Source organism: Maribacter sp. R86514, assembly GCF_044597005.1.
Classification (GTDB): domain Bacteria; phylum Bacteroidota; class Bacteroidia; order Flavobacteriales; family Flavobacteriaceae; genus Maribacter.
Map to the genome: position 1 here is coordinate 1,220,226 of NZ_CP138999.1, position 18,032 is coordinate 1,238,257.

An 18,032-nucleotide genomic window follows, 5' to 3' on the forward strand; every position below is an offset into this window, starting at 1 on the left:
AACTGTTCTTTTAATATCTTTAAAGATAGATTTTAATAGCTATGGAATTTATTGACTACTACAAAATTCTTGAAATTGACAAGAAGGCATCACAAGCAGATATAAAGAAGGCATATCGCAAATTAGCGCGTAAGCTTCATCCAGATTTAAATCCGAACGATAAGAGCGCACAAGAAAAATTTCAACGTATAAATGAAGCGAATGAAGTTTTAAGTGATCCTGAAAAGAGAAAGAAATACGACCAGTACGGTAAAGATTGGGAACATGCCGATGCTTTTGAAGAAGCAAAAAGAAACCAACGCAGCTCTTCTGGCGGAAACAGAAGAACATACTCCAGTTCTACCGGGTCACAAGAAGATTTTTCAGATTTCTTTGAATCTATGTTCGGTGGTGCCGGAGGTGGTTTTAGCGGTGGCGGAAGACAAAGATCCACACAATTTAAAGGTCAAGACTTAAATGCAACTTTAAAATTAAACCTATTAGATATTCTTGAAGACCAAAAACAAACCCTTGACCTAGGAGCTAAAAAAATTAGAATAACCATACCCGCAGGAGTTGAAGACGGCCAAACCATTAAAATTGCCGGTTATGGCGGAGAAGGTATGAATGGCGGCCCCAAGGGAGATTTATACTTAACATTTGAAATAAACAATAACACCAACTTCAAAAGAGTGAAGAACGATTTATATAAAAATGAATCAATCTCATTATATGATGCCATGTTAGGAAGCTCTATAGAAGTAGAAACCTTATCAGGAAAAGTAAAATTAAAAGTAAAACCTGAAACCCAAAATGACACCAAAGTGAAATTGAAAGGAAAAGGTATGCCGGTTTATAAGAAAAAAGGTTCTCATGGAGACTTATACATTACCTACAAAGTAATTATGCCTACAAAGCTTTCAGAAAAAGAAAAAGAATTATTTAAACAACTTTCAGAATTACGATAATATGAATTCAGAAAACTACATACAGATAGAAGTATACTGTCAACGAACACAAACTCCGATGGAATTCATAGATGATCTTTTAGAATTTGAAATGATCGAAGTACAGCAAATTGAAAATAAAATATATGTTGAACCACAATATATTGTTGAGATTGAACGCATATATAGATTACGAGAAGAGCTTGGTATTAATATGGAAGGTATAGACACCTTAAACCATATGATAAAAAAAGTCAACCGATTAGAGCAAGAATTAAAACAGCTACGTGACCGGTTGACTATATATGAACATTAAACATTGAAACGGAAATGCATTACATCACCATCTTTAACAACGTACTCCTTACCTTCTACTCTCATTTTACCAGCTTCCTTAACTTTTGCTTCACTACCTAGAGCAACGTAGTCATCATAGGCGATAACTTCTGCACGGATAAATCCTTTTTCAAAATCGGTATGAATAACTCCCGCAGCTTGTGGGGCCGTTGCTCCAACGGGTATAGTCCAAGCACGAACTTCTTTAACACCTGCAGTAAAATAAGTTTCCAAATCAAGTAACTTGTAAGCTCCACGTATCAATTTAGCAGAACCAGGCTCTTCCAAACCTAAATCTTCTAAAAACATTTGACGTTCGTCATAAGTCTCCAACTCCGTAATATCCGCTTCGGTACCAACCGCTAAGAAAATAACTTCAGCATTTTCTGCGGCAACCGTTTCTTTCACTTTTTCAACATATGCATTACCAGATACCGCAGCATCTTCATCTACATTACAAACATACATCACTGGCTTATCTGTGATGAACTGTAAAGGCTTTACAAACTCTGATCTAGATTCCTCTTCTATTTCAATAGCCCTTACCGAAGTACCCGCTTCCAATCCGTTTTTTATGGCAAGCAAAACAGCCTCTTCTTTCTGGGCATCTTTATTACCAGTTCTAGAAGCTCTCTTAACTTTCTCTAATTTCTTATCAACGGTCTCCAAATCTTTTAATTGAAGCTCCATATCAATGGTCTCTTTATCTCTAATGGGATCAACACTACCATCAACATGAACAATATTGTCATTATCAAAACAACGCAATACATGTAATATAGCATCTGTTTCACGAATGTTTCCTAAAAACTGATTTCCTAGTCCCTCGCCCTTACTAGCTCCTTTAACCAGCCCTGCAATATCTACAATCTCTACAGTGGCAGGCAAAACTCTCTCTGGATCAACCAATTCTTCTAACTTTTGCAAACGAGCATCCGGCACATTTACCACACCTATATTAGGTTCAATCGTACAAAAAGGAAAATTTGCACTTTGCGCTTTTGCATTTGATAAACAATTAAAAAGTGTTGATTTACCAACGTTTGGCAATCCTACAATACCTGCTTTCATAACTAATCATATTTCAAGGATGCAAATATAGTTTTTACCAAGACAATTTTCATTCAATTTTCATATATAACTTTCAACAGGTTTCTTACAAATTAATTTGTTATTAGCTAAATTATTGAGCTATTCGGTATTAAAAATTAACATCTTTAACACATTTTAATAAATTATTACTACTTTGGCAGAAGAACTTGTAAGAATTTATGGAACTTCATTCAGATGAAACTATATGGTATTTTTTTAAAAAGGGCGAATCCCACGGGTTCAGTCTACTTTTTAAAAAGTATTATCCACAATTACATGTTTATGGTTTAAAATTGAGCAATAACCAAGAATTGACAGAGGATTGCCTTCAAAATTTCTTTATTCAACTTTTCGAAAATAGAGAGCGTTTAGGAAAAATAAATAGCTTAAAAGCATACCTATTCGTTTCGTTTAAAAGAAGATTAATAAAACAATTACAAAAGAATCAAAATAATATACCGATTTCAGAAGCTCAATTATTTAAGACGAACTTTACTTTTTCGATTGAAGAAATATCCATCAAGCAAGAAATCCAATTTCTTTGTACCTCTACCCTAGCTACACTTATCAACCAATTATCACCAAGACAGAAAGAAGCTATTTATTTGAAGTACTACAGCGAAATGCCAACAACTGATATTGCAGAAGTAATGGATATGAACTACCAAAGCGTTTTAAACACACTACAAAAAGCGATAAAAAAACTTCGAATAGCATCTGAAAATCAACAGATTAAAACTATTTTGAAAAAAAGTTGAAAAAAGTAGGGTATATTTTTAAGCGTTCAGGCTCTTATAAATGGAACACCTTACTAAATGGACAACAAAAATAAATTCGACTTACATTATTTCTTATCGGATGCTTCATTTGAAAACTGGGCCAAAGGCTTAAACAAAAATGACATTACATATTGGAATAATTGGATTCAGAACAACCCTGAACATATAGAAATAGTAGAAAATGCGAAATCTATAATTACAGGTATCAATTTCAATCAACATTATCCAAGTAATGAAAAAATAGATCAAGCACTGGCAAGTGTTTTACCGAAAGTAGACATAACATCTTCTACAAAAACTAAATTTAAGAACACACACACCATAAACCGTACTATAATTACTGCAGCGGCTGCAGTATTACTTGTATTGATAAGCTACACTAGCTATTCGTATTTAAACAATAGCTCAACAACCAATCACAAAACCAACTTTGGAGAAATAATAGACTTAAAATTGCCAGATGGCACCTCTGTTGTACTAAATGGTAATTCTGAAATATGGTATGAAAAAGATAATCCTCGTCTTATCAACTTAAAAGGGGAAGCCTATTTCAAAGTTAAATCCATACCTAGTACCAATGCTAAATTCTGGGTAATAACAGAAGACCTTAAAGTTGAAGTTCTTGGTACACAATTTCATATAAATACAAGAAAACAGAAAACCAATGTAGTACTTGATGAAGGTTCAATTCATTTAGAATTAAAAAACGGAGAAGTCACCAAAATGATACCTGGTGAAATGGTTTCCTTTTCAAACGAAAGCAAAGAACTAACGCACCAAAAAGTAGATACAGAAACCCCTTACGCACTATGGCGAGGTGGCACTTATGCCTTTAATGAAATACCGCTAAAAGAGGTCATGTACAATTTGGAAACTACTTACGGAGTAAAAGTTCAATATGAATCAGAACATTTAAAAGATTTACCTATTTCTGGCGGTATACCCAATCAGAATTTACAAATATGTATTGCCGCTATCGAAAAAGCTACAGGAACAAGAATCACTAACAAAGAGAATATTTTACGCGTACAAGAAAACCCTATTTATTAACTAAACTATTTATTTATGAGAACGAACAAACTAATGAGATTGCTGCTTGCGGTAATGCTATTTTCAAGCATCACCAGTGTAACAGCTGCTAATGAACTCAAAGAAAACGTTACCCTAAGCGAGTTTCTTAATGAGATCAGTGAAAAACACGAAGTGTTTTTTACTTACAATCCAACTCTGGTATCAAGTACCAGCTTAAACCCTGAGGAATACAAATTCCCTGTACTAGATAAGATTATCAACAAATTAGAACGTAAGACTAGTTTTGATTTCGAATATCTAGGCAATAAATATTATGTTGTTTACCATAAAAAACCAGAAAGAGCCAAGGTTTTAAAAATTAACTCAAGCACTAACGGAATTACGGCAATGACTTTGAATAAAAAAATTCAAAATAGCATTACCGGTAAAGTAACAGATGATTCTGGAATGCCATTGGCAGGAGTTAACATTGTTGAAAAAGGTACAACTAACGGTACTACTTCTGATTTTGATGGAAATTACACTATTAATATAACTGATGACACTAAATTAGTGTTTAGCTATATTGGTTTTGCCACCCAAGAAGTTTCTACTGCAGGAAAAAACACAATAAACGTGCAATTATCCGAAGGTATGCAGTTAGACGAATTTATCGTCGTTGGTTCTCGTACAGCACCAAGAAGTAATACAGACACACCTTTACCTGTAGATGTAGTAGGTGTTAAAGAATTAACTTCTACCGGTCAGGCAACTTTTGACAAAGCCTTACAATATAGAATACCATCATTTAATACGGTACAAACACCTGTAAACGATGCGACTTCTTTATTAGATCCTTATGAAATCAGAAACATGGGACCGTCTAGAACTTTGATTTTGATCAACGGTAAGCGTAAAAACTTAAGTGCATTGTTATATACACAAACATCTCCGGGTCGTGGTGAAACAGGTGCTGATATTTCAGCTATACCTACAGACGCAATCAAGAGAGTAGAGATTTTACGTGATGGTGCTTCTGCACAATATGGTTCAGATGCCATTGCAGGTGTAATGAACATTATTTTAAAAGATTCTCCGAATGAAGGTTCTGCTACGGTAAGAACAGGTATTACTTCTGAAGGCGATGGCGAAATGTTCGGAGTCGCTATCAATAACGGTTCTACTATTGGTGATGACAAGGGGTTTGTAAACTACACCGTTGATTTATCTAAGGTAAATCAAGCAAATAGACCGGGTACTGTAAATGCTGCAGGTGAAGCTGGCGATTTTGGTGCTAATATTGCAGATGTACAGGAATTCTTATCAAGACGACCAGATGCAGGCAACATTAACGGTTCACCAGAAACCGCAGCCGCAAAGTTTTCTGTAAATTTAGGTTATGACCTAAGCGCAAATACATCTCTTTATGGTAATGCGGCTTATGTTTACAAAGCAGTAAATAGTTTTGCTAACTACAGAACACCTTATTGGAGGACAGTGAATGATTTCCCTTACTTAGCAGATTTCTTTCCTGGCGACAACCCAAATACAGCTGGCGGATACGATGGCTACCTACCAACATTTGAAGGTTTATTAAGTGATTACAATGCAACTATTGGATTTAAATCAGTAATTAACGATTGGAATATTGATGCAAGTTTCACCACTGGTGGCAACTTACAAACTTACAAGGTAAACAATACCCATAATAGAAATGTTGTTTATTCTCCTTCTGTATTCATAGATGCAAATGGTAATGGTTCAGTTGATGATGGTGAAATTACCGAAGGCTCAGAATTATATAGAGAAAATAGCCAGCAGTCATTTGACCCGGGTGGAACAAGGTTTTCACATAACGTCGGTAACATTGATATTTCTAGATTATTATCTGACAAAGTAAGTATTGGTGTTGGTGCCGAGTTTAGAACTGAAACATTTGAAATTATAGAAGGTGAATTAGCCTCTTACGATGGCGGTGGTGCAGATTCATTTGCAGGTGCCTCTCCACAAAACTCAGGAAAATTTAATCGTTACAATATCGGTGGCTACTTAAGTTTAGATTATGATGTATCTGATGCATTTTTATTAAGTGGTACTATTAGAACGGAGAACTATTCAGATTTTGGTAATACTTTCATTTATAAGTTTAGTTCTCGCTATAAGTTCAGTGATGCATTTACATTAAGAGGTTCTATATCTTCTGGATTTAGAGCTCCTACCCTACATCAAATTTATACTCAAAAAGCACAGTATAGCTTTGTGCCAGGTCAAGGTATTCAAGTTGGTGGTTTAATAAACAATGTATCTACACAAGCCAAATTATTGGGTATACCGCAATTAGATGCTGAGACCTCTACTAACTTTACTGTTGGTTTTGGAGGAAAAATAGCCAACAAATTCAGCTATACTTTTGACTACTACAACATTAAGGTAAAAGACAGAATTGTTTTGGGTAATGAAATAGGTGGAAGTGGCGACCCAACAAATCCATTAGATATTCTTTTGGCAAATAACAATTTAAGTGATGTTAGCTTCTTTTCTAACGCTATAGACACTAAAACCTCTGGTGTAGATGTTGTTTTGGCCTATAAAGGTATTGAAATCGGCGAAGGAAGTTTAGATTTAAACCTATCAGGTAACTATACGATTCAGAATGAATTAGACGGACCCGTAAAAGATATTGCTCTAGTTGCAAATTCAGGTCAATCTGTAGTTAACCAAACTCAAGAAGCTTTATTCTTTACATCAAGACCAAGAACAAAGTGGATTTTAGGAGCAAGCTACGATATTAATAAATTCGGATTTTCTTTAAATAACACCTTGTTTGGAAAAACTAGCTTCTTTCAACAAGGTTTGAGTACAGATACTAATGGTAATTTCAACCTTGGTACTGAATTTGACCCGAAAGTAGTTACTGATCTAGGTGTTAACTTTAGCGCTTCAGATAAATTGACAATCGCATTGAACATTAACAACTTATTCAATGTATTGCCAGAATGGAGTTTTGTTTCTCAAAATGCAGCAGGTGATGCTATCTTGGCAGATCCGGCTCAGACTCAAAACCAATCTAACTTGATTACTTTCAACCAACGTTATTCTCAGATGACGTATGATGGGTATCACTTTAGTCAATTAGGTACTATGTTCAACTTATCGCTGAATTATAAATTTTAGTTTTGATTTAGTTTTAATAAAAAAGCTACCTATTCATTTAGGTAGCTTTTTTTTATTTTAAACAAGCTTATTATGTTATTTTAATTTCCTCGTAAGATGAGAAAAAATAAAGCAGTCTAGAGATTAACTGCATAATTTAAAACCTTTAGAAAAAATATAAGTTATTTACTCTGGGTGCATGAATTTTTGCTTCGCCAAAAGTACTTCTTCAGTTTCAACGTGATCATCATCTGGCACACAACAATCTACAGGGCAAACAGCTGCACACTGTGGTTCTTCATGAAAGCCCATACATTCCGTACATTTATCAGGAGCTATGTAATAAACTTCATCACTAATAGGTTCTTGAACGTCATTTGCATCAACTTCTTTTCCATCAGGCAAAACAACATTGCCTTCTAAAGAAGTTCCATCAGCATATCTCCATTCATCTGCTCCTTCATATATTGCCGTATTAGGACATTCTGGTTCACAAGCACCACAATTTATACATTCATCTGTTATTATAATTGCCATAATTTCTTCTTCATTAAAATGCCCAAAAAAGAACGGGCATGCTTATTTTTGCACAAAGGTAATTCCTACCGAATTAGTATACAAATATAATGACCCATAGCAACCTTAGTATAGAAGCTTTTGTTAAACTTGGAAATTTTCTAAGTACATTTTGCGATTTAGTCACAACAAATGCAATTTCTGACCATTTAAACGACAAATGGATCGAGCGTTTTAAAGCCGAAGCGGAAAGAGCCCAACATTATTATGGGTGGTTTACAGAAGAAAACTGTATTCATGCTTTTCAAGAATGGGGTAATGCTCTCACCGAAAAAAATATAGAGAATTGGCTTAAAAACTATGACCTAGAAACTAACCAAGAGAAAGTTGTAGCCCTTATTATGGCTGGCAATATACCGCTGGTAGGGTTTCACGACCTTCTATGTGTATTGATTACAGGAAATAAAGCATTGGTGAAATTATCTAGTAACGACCAGAAATTAATTCCTCTGCTTATTGACTATCTTATAGAAATTGAGCCACTATTTAAAGACAGAGTTACGTTCACCAAAGAAAAGCTTGAAAACTACGATGCAGTAATCGCCACCGGCAGTAATAATACCGCAAGATACTTTGAATATTATTTCAGTAAAAAACCAAACATTATTCGTAAAAATAGAAACTCTGTTGCGGTACTTAATGGAAAAGAAACTTCTGAAGAGCTTGAAGCCCTTGGTGAAGATATTTTTAGATATTTTGGATTAGGATGCAGAAGTGTCTCCAAAATTTATATTCCTAAAAATTATAAGATCGATACGTTTTTTAAGGCAATGTTTCCATATAGCGATATTATAAATCATAACAAATACGCTAACAATTACGATTATAACAAAGCGGTTTACTTAATGAGCGAGTTTAAGATTTTGGATAATGGTTTTCTCATTTTAAAGGAAGAAGAAAGTTTTGGCTCCCCTATTGCATCTCTATTCTACGAGTATTATGAAGATACTGATGCTTTGAAAATAAGCCTAAAAGGTCAAGAAGACAATATTCAATGCATAGTATCATCTGGCTTTGTTGATAATGAAATTCCGTTCGGTAAAACACAGCAGCCTTCATTAAACGACTATGCCGATGGTATAGATACAGTTGATTTCTTGTTGAGAACAACCTTGAATTAAATGGCCATACTGCCTATAAATTCTTAAAAAATCCTGACATTTGCATCCTTAAATTACACACAAAATGAAAAAACATAATTTTAGCGCTGGTCCTTGTATATTACCAAAAGAAGTATTGTTAAAAGCTTCTGAAGCAGTTATGGACTTCAACGGCTCAGGACTTTCACTTATTGAAATTTCTCACAGAAGCAAAGATTTTGTTGCCGTAATGGAAAATGCAAGATCATTGGCCTTAGAGCTACTTGACCTAAAAGACAAAGGCTACAAGGCTCTTTTTCTTCAAGGTGGTGCAAGCTTAGAGTTTTTAATGACCGCATATAATTTGTTAGAATCAAAAGCTGGATACCTAAATACAGGTACCTGGAGCGATAAAGCAATTAAAGAAGCTAAATTGTTCGGAGAAGTTGTTGAAGTTGGATCGTCTAAAGATGAAAATTTCAAATACATACCTAAAGGATATTCAGTACCTACCGGTTTAGACTACTTACATATTACATCAAATAACACCATATACGGGACACAATTCAAAAAGTTTCCAAAGACGGACTGTCCATTAGTATGCGATATGAGTTCCGATATTTTTTCTAGAACTATGGATTTTTCCCAATTCGATTTAATCTATGCTGGAGCACAAAAAAATATGGGTCCTGCCGGAACAACGTTAGTTATTGTTAAAGAAGATATTTTAGGAAAAGTTTCTAGAAAAATTCCTTCTATGTTAGACTACCAAGTGCATATTGCCAAAGACAGTATGTTCAATACACCATCGGTATTCGCGGTTTATACTTCTATGCTAACTTTAGAATGGTTAAAAAATCGTGGTGGCATTGCTGCTATTGAAGAAGTAAATGAGAAAAAAGCCAGATTGTTGTATTCTGAAATAGATTTAAATCCCGTATTTGAAGGCTATGCTAACGTTGAAGACCGTTCTTTGATGAACGCAACATTCAACATTACAGATGAAGTTTTAAAATCAACATTTGACAACATGCTAAAAGAAGCAGGAATCAATGGTTTAAATGGGCACCGCTCAGTTGGTGGTTACAGGGCCAGTATGTACAATGCTTTATCTTTAGAAAGTGTTGGCGTATTAGTCGATGTAATGAGTGAAATGGAGCGAAAAGGATAATCGTTTTAAACGATTTTTTATAACACCCTTTCATACAGTTCTAAATTAAAAATTAAGTAATACACTTTAGGCTAAACCCATAAGATATTGCTTAAGAAAACATACGTAAAATTTCGAGATTTGTTAAAATGGCAAGCAAAAGCTAGCCTATGAACTTAAAAATCTCGATTATCGAGTAAAACATATGAAGATATTAGCAAATGACGGTATTTCTCAAAACGGTATAGCCGCATTACAGAAATCAGGATTTGAAGTTTTAACAACTACTGTTGCGCAAAAACAGTTAGCCAACTATTTAAACGAGCATAAAATCGATGCCTTACTGGTACGCAGTGCAACTAAGGTGAGAAAAGAATTAATTGACGTCTGCCCTACTCTAAAGTTAATTGGTAGAGGTGGCGTAGGCATGGATAACATTGATGTTGATTATGCCAAAGACAAAGGTATTCATATCATTAATACACCAGCTGCTTCATCAGAATCTGTAGCAGAATTGGTATTTGCACATCTTTTTGGTGGCGCGCGTTTTTTATATGACGCTAACAGAAATATGCCTCTAGAAGGGGATAGCAACTTTAAAGGTCTTAAAAAATCATATTCAAAAGGTACCGAATTAAGAGGTAAGACATTGGGTATTTTTGGTTTTGGAAACATTGGTCAGGCAACAGCAAAACTTGCCATTGGTGCAGGTATGAATGTTGTTTATTGCGACCCAGAAGTAGAACAAACAGAAATTGAACTTTCCTTTTTTGATGGTCAGAAAGTGACATTCAATTTAAAGAATTCAACAAAAGAAGAATTACTAAAAAAGGCAGATTATATCTCGTTACATATTCCAGGTCAAGACAATTATGTATTAGGTAAATCAGAGTTCTCTCAAATGAAAAAGGGAGTAGGTATCGTAAATGCTGCCCGAGGCGGTGTACTAGATGAAGTTGCTTTAATTGAAGCTTTGGAAAACGGAACTGTAGCTTTTGCAGGTTTAGATGTTTATGAATCAGAACCAAAACCTGAAATCAAAATATTAATGCACCCTAGCATTTCACTTTCGCCTCATATTGGCGCAGCGACATTAGAAGCACAAGAGAGAATAGGGCTAGAATTGGCAGAGCAGATAATATCACTGTTAAAATAGCGGTTTAAAAAGCAATATTGTTGGCTCTTTTTCGTATTTTACAACGTAAACATAAAAACAAACCATTATAATGGCAGGATTATTAGATTTATTAAATAGCCCAATGGGGCAACAATTAATTAGCGGAGTAGCAGGTCAGACAAATCAACCGGCAGACAAAACCGCAAATGTACTTAGCATGGCTATGCCATTAATTTTAGGTGCAATGAAAAAAAATGTTTCTACACCAGAAGGAGCTCAAGGTTTAATGAGTGCATTGTCAAGTAAACATTCAGGTGGCATTTTAGATAACCTAGGCGGTCTTTTTGGCGGTGGTGTTGACGATAGTGTAATGGCGGATGGTGCTGGTATTTTAGGTCACGTTTTCGGAGACAAGCAACCACAAGTAGAAAGTGCTCTAAGTGCTAAATCTGGTATAGATTCTGGATCAGTTGCTCAAATATTAAAAATAGCCGCTCCTATAGTTATGGGAATGATAGGTAAGCAAACTGCACAAAGTAATGTTAGTGACGGTACTGGCATGAATGCTCTTTTAGGGAGTATGCTAGGTGGACAACCAAAAGAAAACCAAAGCTTAATTACTTCTTTGTTAGATGCAGATGGTGATGGTAGTATTTTAGACGATGTTGCCGGTATGGTAATGGGCGGTAACAAAAGTAGTGGCGGAATTGGCGGTCTTTTAGGTGGTCTGTTCGGTAAATAAAACTTAAAGATTATATTCATACAACCCGCTTGCAGCTGCAAGCGGTTTTTTTTTGTATATTAAATAGTATGAAAAAGACATATTTACTATTTAAAAACTTATTAGTACTTGCTACGCTTACACTATGTATAATTAGCTGTGGCAGTACAAAAGAATCATTAACTATATCTAGCGATGAAGAAAAGGCTTTTAAGCAAGTTCAAGGCGACACCATTACCATTGCAAGCGACAAAACGGATTATGAAATAATAATTATAGAACCAGGTTTTAATGTCTGGTTAAATTCCGTTGCGAAACCTAAGGGGTATTATTCTCAAAATTTTCTTGAGAATAGAAATTACATTATGGTCTTAGAATGGAACAATAGAGTTATGCAACCGGCTAGATTTGACCCCAATTTATATGAACTACAAATTAATTACACTAACCAAATAGATTATGGGTATGAAGTTAATTACAAACTATATAATTACTTCATCTATTTCCAAAGAAAATACAATCAACGTTTAGGTCCTTTTGTACCACGCATATAAAAAGTATATTTGTGGCACTCAAAAAATGTCATGCAAAAATTAAAAGAGCGCTGGGGCGTAACCAGCAATTTTCAATTAACGATTATTTTTATAGTATTTGCCATTACAGGATCATCTTCTGTCTTTGTGGCTAAACCTTTTTTAAATTTAATTGGCCTACAACAAGCTAATTTTCCTGATGCATGGTGGGGAACAACAATCTACTGGGTATTACGAATTCTTTTAATTTTTCCGTTTTATCAGATACTATTAGTAATATATGGCTGGTTATTTGGACAATTCAAATTCTTTTGGGCTTTTGAGAAAAAGATGCTAACAAGATTAGGTCTAGGATTTCTGTTCTAATAAATTTTGTTAGGTTTTCTTTAACATTCAGTTCTACTACTTTTAGTACTTTAGCGTCGTGAAGAATTCAATATTTACATATTTCTCTGTATTTATTTTGTTTTGCCTTATGCTAATTAAGGTGACTTCATTTCATGTGTACTCACATGACGACAATTCTATTGACAATATTGAGAATTGTAGTATTTGTGATATGGCAATTCAGAATCAGAATTCTGAATTTACTTTTGTTGCCGTTTTGCTTTTTATCCTATTACCATTGATTTCTTTTAGTGGTAAAAGAATTTCGCCTTTAGTCTTAGAGGCACCTTCATTTTATTTTAGGTATGCCACATTCGGCAGACCTCCTCCCTTCCAAGATTAGTACGCTATCCAACAATTAAATCGGTTCCACGCAGAATCGGTACATACTTTCGAAAATCTTATATAATGAAATATTATTTATATGTTTTCGTAATCTTTTGTAGTTCAATAATTTATGCTCAAGATTGCAATTCAATATTAATAGGTGAAATAGTTGATTTCCATGACAACAGTACGTTAAGTGGTGCAACTATTAATATTACTGGTAAAAACCGCTCAACAGTTTCTAAAGAAAATGGAAAATTTACTTTTAAAAATTTGTGTGATGGAGTTTTAGAATTAGAAATATCACACCCAGAATGTACTACCAAATTTGTTACGGTAACAATCAATGGCGATACTTTTTCCGAGATTAGGTTAGAACACCATTTAGAAGAATTAAGTGAGGTAAAAGTAATTGGTGACGTTCCCAAAAGTACCAACTCTGCACAAGAGAATATTTTATCGGTAAAAGATATAGAACGAAATAGTGGAAATAGTCTAGGTGACGCTTTAAAGAAAATTGCAGGAGTATCAACATTAAATACCGGTGGTAATATCGTCAAACCTGTAATACAAGGCTTAAACGGTAGTAGAATCTTAATTCTAAATAATAACGTTCGCATGCAAGACATGGAATGGGGAGAAGAACATGCCCCAAATGTTGATGTCAATGCTAACCAGAACATAAGCGTCATTAAAGGCGCAGCAGCAATTGAATATGGTGGTGATGCCATAGGCGGAGTAATTGTTCTAGAGCCGTTACCTGTGGTTAGAACAGATTCTCTGTTTGGTAAAACGCAATTAAACCTATCGTCTAATGGTCGAGGTGGTAATGTTACATCTTCATTGACCAAATCGTACAAATCTGGACTATATATTAAAGCCCAAGGTTCATATAAGAAATTAGGAGATTTAGAAGCTCCAGATTACATACTTTCAAATACTGGTATTAACGAAAGCGGTTTATCGTTAAATATCGGAAAACGCGATTTCGAACAAGGTTGGGAAGGCTATTATTCCTATTTTAATTCGGAGATCGGTATATTAAGAGCTTCTCATATCGGTAACGTAGATGATCTTATAAACGCAATTAACAGTGATGTACCTAGTATAATTAATGACTTCACTTATGATATTACCCAACCCAACCAAGAGGTAACCCATCATTTAGGAAAACTTAGTTATTACCGAAGATTTGAAGGTTTTGGAAAATGGACCACACAATATGATTTTCAACAAAATAGAAGGCTTGAATATGATATTCGTGTAGGTGATGATGCCGATAAAGCATCGTTGGATTTAAAACTGACAACACATTCTGTTTTAACCAATATAAAATTTGATGCTAAAGAAGGTTTTGACCTCAAGGTAGGTGCATTAGGCAGATATCAAACTAATTTTGCAAACCCTGATACTGGTGTAAGAAGGCTAATACCTGATTACGATAAATACGATTTTGGATTATTTGCAATTGGCAGCTATGAACTAAACACTGATTGGACGCTAGATGCAGGTGCTCGTTATGATTTTAGTAGAATAGATTCAAAGAAATTTTATAGAACTTCACGTTGGGAAGAACGTGGTTATGATTTGGATTTTGCAGATCTTATTATTGAGGACTTAGGTACACAATTGCTTGTAAACCCCGTTTTTGACTACCATAATTTCTCTGGGACTGCAGGGTTTCATTATGAGATAAACGACAAAGATCATTTACGTTTTAATTATGCTTATTCGCAAAGAGCACCCAATCCATCAGAATTATTTAGTGATGGGTTACACCACTCTGCAGCACGTATAGAATTGGGTGATTTAAGAATAAAGAGCGAAACGTCATCTAAACTCTCCGCATCCTTAGAAAGAAATACCAATACATGGGGTTATACTTTATCTCCTTTTTTGAATAGTATTAAAGATTTTATACTTGTTGAACCAACAGGTGTAGAATTCACCATAAGAGGTGCTTTCCCCGTATGGTCTTATAGACAGACCGATGCCATTTTATTGGGAGTTGACGCATCATTATACAACAATTGGTCTTCTAAAATTAGAACAGACCATAAGTTTGCTTGGGTAAGAGGAACGGATACAGAAACAGACACACCGCTGATAAACATACCCGCTGCCAATTTCACTAATAGCATTACATACACAAACCCTAAATGGAATAATTTTCTAGTTAGTCTAGAAAGTCAGTATGTATTTGAACAAACGAGATTTCCAGATAACATTGAGGTCTTTTCACCAGAACAGCAAGAAAATGTGATTTTGGATATCAATACACCACCAGATGCTTATCACCTTTTATCCCTAAATACAGAAGCATCATTTACCCTTAAAAACAAAAACGATTTAACTGTAGGTCTTAGTGCAAGTAACCCATTAAATACTAATTATCGTGATTATTTAAATCGCCAACGATATTTTGTAGACGACATGGGCAGAAATATAAGTCTGCGCCTAATTTTTAACTATTAATATTAATCTAACATTTTAAAACAAGAGCAACTATGAAAAGAAACAAAACCTTAAAAACAGTTTTAGCATTAAGCTTAATGGCAACAGTTATGACATCATGTTCTAGTGATGACGATACCCCAGAAGTAGTAAATGAAGAAGAAATTATTACAACAATGACGATTACTTTAACTAGTGCTGATGGTACTGCAACACTACAATCTCAAGATTTAGATGGTGACGGACCAACTGCCCCAGTAATTACAGCAGATAATTTAACTGCAAATACAACTTACACAGGTAGTATTGAATTATTGAACGAAACTGAAACTCCTGCTGAAGACATTAGCGAAGAAGTAGAAGAAGAAGCTGACGAGCACCAGTTTTTCTTTGGATTAAGTGGTTCTTTAACAGACGTAACATATACCGATACTGATGAAGATGGATACCCTATTGGTCTTGAATTTGAATTGACAACAGGTGATGCAGGTTCTGGTACTATTACAATTACATTGCGTCATGAGCCAACAAAACCAAATGATGGTACTTTGGCAGATGCTGGTGGTGAGACTGATATAGCTCAAACTTTTTCTGTAACAGTAGAGTAAGGACGAACTCAAATCTTTTATAAAAAAGCCTTTGAATTAAAATTCAAAGGCTTTTTTTATGTTTTCTATTCTTCTAATTGATACCACTCAACATCTGTAAGTACTGCCCTCCTACCCACTTTTTTTGGTGGATAATTAGTTACTAAATAATTGATAATTACAGCTTCATTCTCACCTAAATCCCAAAGGTTTTGAGTTTCTTGCATCCATTTAATAGTCGATTTCCATCGCTCTTTATTCATTCTATTTTGCATTACCAACTTGGCAGAATGGCAATTGGTACAATTCTGAATAGTTTCTACCATACCCGGTGCCTCTATAAATCCGGTACGTACATGTATACCATTTTCTATTTTATCAAAGTCATCTTCAACAGGCTTTTCAACAATTTCTGTTTCTGGTTCGTTTCCTTTGAAAGCGGATAGACTAGGATCGTAAATAAAGTATATCAAAGCTAAACCTCCAATAGCCACAATAACAGTCGCTAATATGATCTTTTGATACAAACCTTGAAAATCACGTTTCAATTTGTCATGATTCTGTTTTTTCATCTATGCGATTTTTACAGCTATTCTATGGCAAGCATTATTTAAATAACCTTTGGGATTCCAACCAGGTAATAACATTGGCTGACTTATACCATTAGTATCCGTAGCTTTTGCCCAAACCTCATAATACCCTTCTTGAGGAAATGAGATTGCTGCAGAAAAATGCTGCCAAGCTAAACGGTTCGCAGGTTTTTCAATGGCACACGGTTTCCACGTGGCACCAAAGTCTATAGAATATTCCATTTTAGCAACTTCCAATTCACCTGCCCATGCATGCCCTCTAATATTTAATTTCTTTCCTTGTGATAGTCTAGCTCCAGACTTAGGGTATGTTATTAAAGACTTAACTGGCATAGATTCAATAATGCACATATCTTCATCAGCCACTTTCTCCCCAGGTGCTACCGGTTTACATGGCATTCTATAGGCAGTACCTGTCATTTTAGTACCATCGTGTACTATATTTCTAATACTGATACGTTGTAACCATTTTCCAGAAACTGAAGCAGGCCAACCACCAGCAATAATTCGCAATGGATACCCATGTACTAAGGGTATATCCTCGCCGTTCATTTTAAAAGCTAATAACGTTTCATCTTGCAAAGCCTTAGACATGGGCGCACCTCTAGATATCGGTTCTTTTGTTGGATCTCTACTAAGATGTATATCGGCTGCATGATATCCAAAATATACGGCATCGTCTTTTATACCTACATCTTCTAAAACATCGCGCAATCTAATACCTGTCCAGCTGGCACAGTATACCGCACCAATTGTCCATTGGTTCCCCTTTGCAGGCGGATCAAATTCACTTCTACCATTACCACCACATTCAAGGGTTAATTGATAGGTATGATGTTTAAATTTCGATTTAAGTTCGGCAAGTGAGAAGGTTTTTTCTTGCTGAACAGATTCACCGTCTATGGTAAGCGTCCACTTAGTAACATCGATTTCCTCAGGAATGAGTCCGTTATTTCTAATAAATATAGATTTGTTCGGTGTTACTTTATCATCTAGGAGATGAGCTTGAGCCTCCATATTCCAAGGTTTATCGTTTAAAACGACCATTCCCTTGTCTTTATTGAATAATTTGAATGGATCAGAATCTTGCAAGGCTACAGGAGTATAACCAGCTGGCATTACATTTTTATAAACTATATCTACACCTAATAAGGCAGCTAGACCACCTAAACTAGATTTTGCAACAAAATTTCTTCTCTTCAAAACTCATGTGA

Annotated in this window: 18 protein-coding genes; 14 read left to right on the forward strand and 4 right to left on the reverse strand. The window is 35.0% G+C overall.

The annotated features are described in order from the left end of the window. Nucleotides 1-41: 41 nt before the first annotated feature. Nucleotides 42-947 (forward strand): DnaJ C-terminal domain-containing protein, encoded by a 906-nt coding sequence (locus SJY30_RS05535; RefSeq protein ID WP_396634597.1) that lies wholly within the window; start codon nt 42-44, stop codon nt 945-947. Between the two features lies 1 nt (nt 948). Beyond that, a complete protein-coding gene (locus tag SJY30_RS05540) occupies nt 949-1,242 on the forward strand; it encodes a chaperone modulator CbpM (RefSeq protein ID WP_396634598.1) in 294 nt (97 codons plus the stop codon). Here the strand turns inward: SJY30_RS05540 and ychF are convergent. Then, entirely contained in the window at nt 1,239-2,333 is a 1,095-nt protein-coding gene (gene ychF / locus SJY30_RS05545) for a redox-regulated ATPase YchF (protein ID WP_396634599.1), read from the reverse strand. The two genes, SJY30_RS05540 and ychF, sit on opposite strands and share 4 nt — an antisense overlap. 200 nt (nt 2,334-2,533) lie before the next feature. Between ychF and SJY30_RS05550 the strand changes: the two genes are divergently transcribed. The 3 genes from SJY30_RS05550 (at nt 2,534) to SJY30_RS05560 (ending at nt 7,318) form a co-directional block, all read left to right on the forward strand. Further along, the gene (locus tag SJY30_RS05550) at nt 2,534-3,112 is read left to right on the forward strand and encodes an RNA polymerase sigma factor (protein WP_396634600.1); all 579 of its coding nucleotides are present in this window, start codon (nt 2,534-2,536) and stop codon (nt 3,110-3,112) included. 57 nt (nt 3,113-3,169) lie between these two features. After that, entirely contained in the window at nt 3,170-4,183 is a 1,014-nt protein-coding gene (locus SJY30_RS05555) for a FecR family protein (RefSeq protein ID WP_396634601.1), read from the forward strand. A 369-nt stretch (nt 4,184-4,552) separates the two neighbouring features. Then, nucleotides 4,553-7,318, forward strand: a complete 2,766-nt coding sequence (locus SJY30_RS05560; protein ID WP_396635310.1) for a TonB-dependent receptor domain-containing protein — start codon at nt 4,553-4,555, stop codon at nt 7,316-7,318. Nucleotides 7,319-7,483: 165 nt separating this feature from the next. Here the strand turns inward: SJY30_RS05560 and SJY30_RS05565 are convergent, their stop codons facing one another. Further along, nucleotides 7,484-7,834, reverse strand: a complete 351-nt coding sequence (locus SJY30_RS05565; protein ID WP_396634602.1) for a 4Fe-4S dicluster domain-containing protein — start codon at nt 7,832-7,834, stop codon at nt 7,484-7,486. A gap of 89 nt (nt 7,835-7,923) precedes the next feature. On the opposite strand from SJY30_RS05565, the gene SJY30_RS05570 reads away from it, so the two are divergent. From SJY30_RS05570 to SJY30_RS05610, 9 genes are all read left to right on the forward strand, one after another. Next, a complete protein-coding gene (locus SJY30_RS05570) occupies nt 7,924-8,994 on the forward strand; it encodes an acyl-CoA reductase (RefSeq protein WP_396634603.1) in 1,071 nt (356 codons plus the stop codon). Between the two features lie 64 nt (nt 8,995-9,058). After that, complete coding sequence (gene serC, locus SJY30_RS05575; protein WP_396634604.1) at nt 9,059-10,123, forward strand: 3-phosphoserine/phosphohydroxythreonine transaminase; 1,065 nt, start codon at nt 9,059-9,061, stop codon at nt 10,121-10,123. A 184-nt stretch (nt 10,124-10,307) separates the two neighbouring features. Beyond that, nucleotides 10,308-11,258 (forward strand): D-2-hydroxyacid dehydrogenase, encoded by a 951-nt coding sequence (locus SJY30_RS05580; protein WP_396634605.1) that lies wholly within the window; start codon nt 10,308-10,310, stop codon nt 11,256-11,258. A gap of 70 nt (nt 11,259-11,328) precedes the next feature. After that, on the forward strand, nt 11,329-11,961 hold the full coding sequence (locus SJY30_RS05585; RefSeq protein WP_396634606.1) for a DUF937 domain-containing protein: 633 nt from the start codon (nt 11,329-11,331) through the stop codon (nt 11,959-11,961). Nucleotides 11,962-12,029: 68 nt separating this feature from the next. Continuing rightward, nucleotides 12,030-12,494: a DUF6146 family protein gene (locus SJY30_RS05590; protein WP_396634607.1), complete on the forward strand. Its 465-nt coding sequence runs from the start codon at nt 12,030-12,032 to the stop codon at nt 12,492-12,494. A 30-nt stretch (nt 12,495-12,524) separates the two neighbouring features. Next, the gene (locus SJY30_RS05595; protein WP_396634608.1) at nt 12,525-12,839 is read left to right on the forward strand and encodes a DUF6787 family protein; all 315 of its coding nucleotides are present in this window, start codon (nt 12,525-12,527) and stop codon (nt 12,837-12,839) included. Nucleotides 12,840-12,897: 58 nt separating this feature from the next. Beyond that, nucleotides 12,898-13,203 (forward strand): DUF2645 family protein, encoded by a 306-nt coding sequence (locus SJY30_RS05600; protein ID WP_396634609.1) that lies wholly within the window; start codon nt 12,898-12,900, stop codon nt 13,201-13,203. 65 nt (nt 13,204-13,268) lie between these two features. Continuing rightward, the gene (locus SJY30_RS05605) at nt 13,269-15,662 is read left to right on the forward strand and encodes a TonB-dependent receptor (protein WP_396634610.1); all 2,394 of its coding nucleotides are present in this window, start codon (nt 13,269-13,271) and stop codon (nt 15,660-15,662) included. A 32-nt stretch (nt 15,663-15,694) separates the two neighbouring features. Next, nucleotides 15,695-16,249 (forward strand): type 1 periplasmic binding fold superfamily protein, encoded by a 555-nt coding sequence (locus SJY30_RS05610; protein ID WP_396634611.1) that lies wholly within the window; start codon nt 15,695-15,697, stop codon nt 16,247-16,249. A 65-nt stretch (nt 16,250-16,314) separates the two neighbouring features. Here the strand turns inward: SJY30_RS05610 and SJY30_RS05615 are convergent, their stop codons facing one another. Beyond that, nucleotides 16,315-16,800 (reverse strand): monoheme cytochrome C, encoded by a 486-nt coding sequence (locus SJY30_RS05615; protein WP_396634612.1) that lies wholly within the window; start codon nt 16,798-16,800, stop codon nt 16,315-16,317. Continuing rightward, nucleotides 16,801-18,021: a sulfite oxidase gene (locus tag SJY30_RS05620; protein ID WP_396634613.1), complete on the reverse strand. Its 1,221-nt coding sequence runs from the start codon at nt 18,019-18,021 to the stop codon at nt 16,801-16,803. Nucleotides 18,022-18,032: the final 11 nt, after the last annotated feature.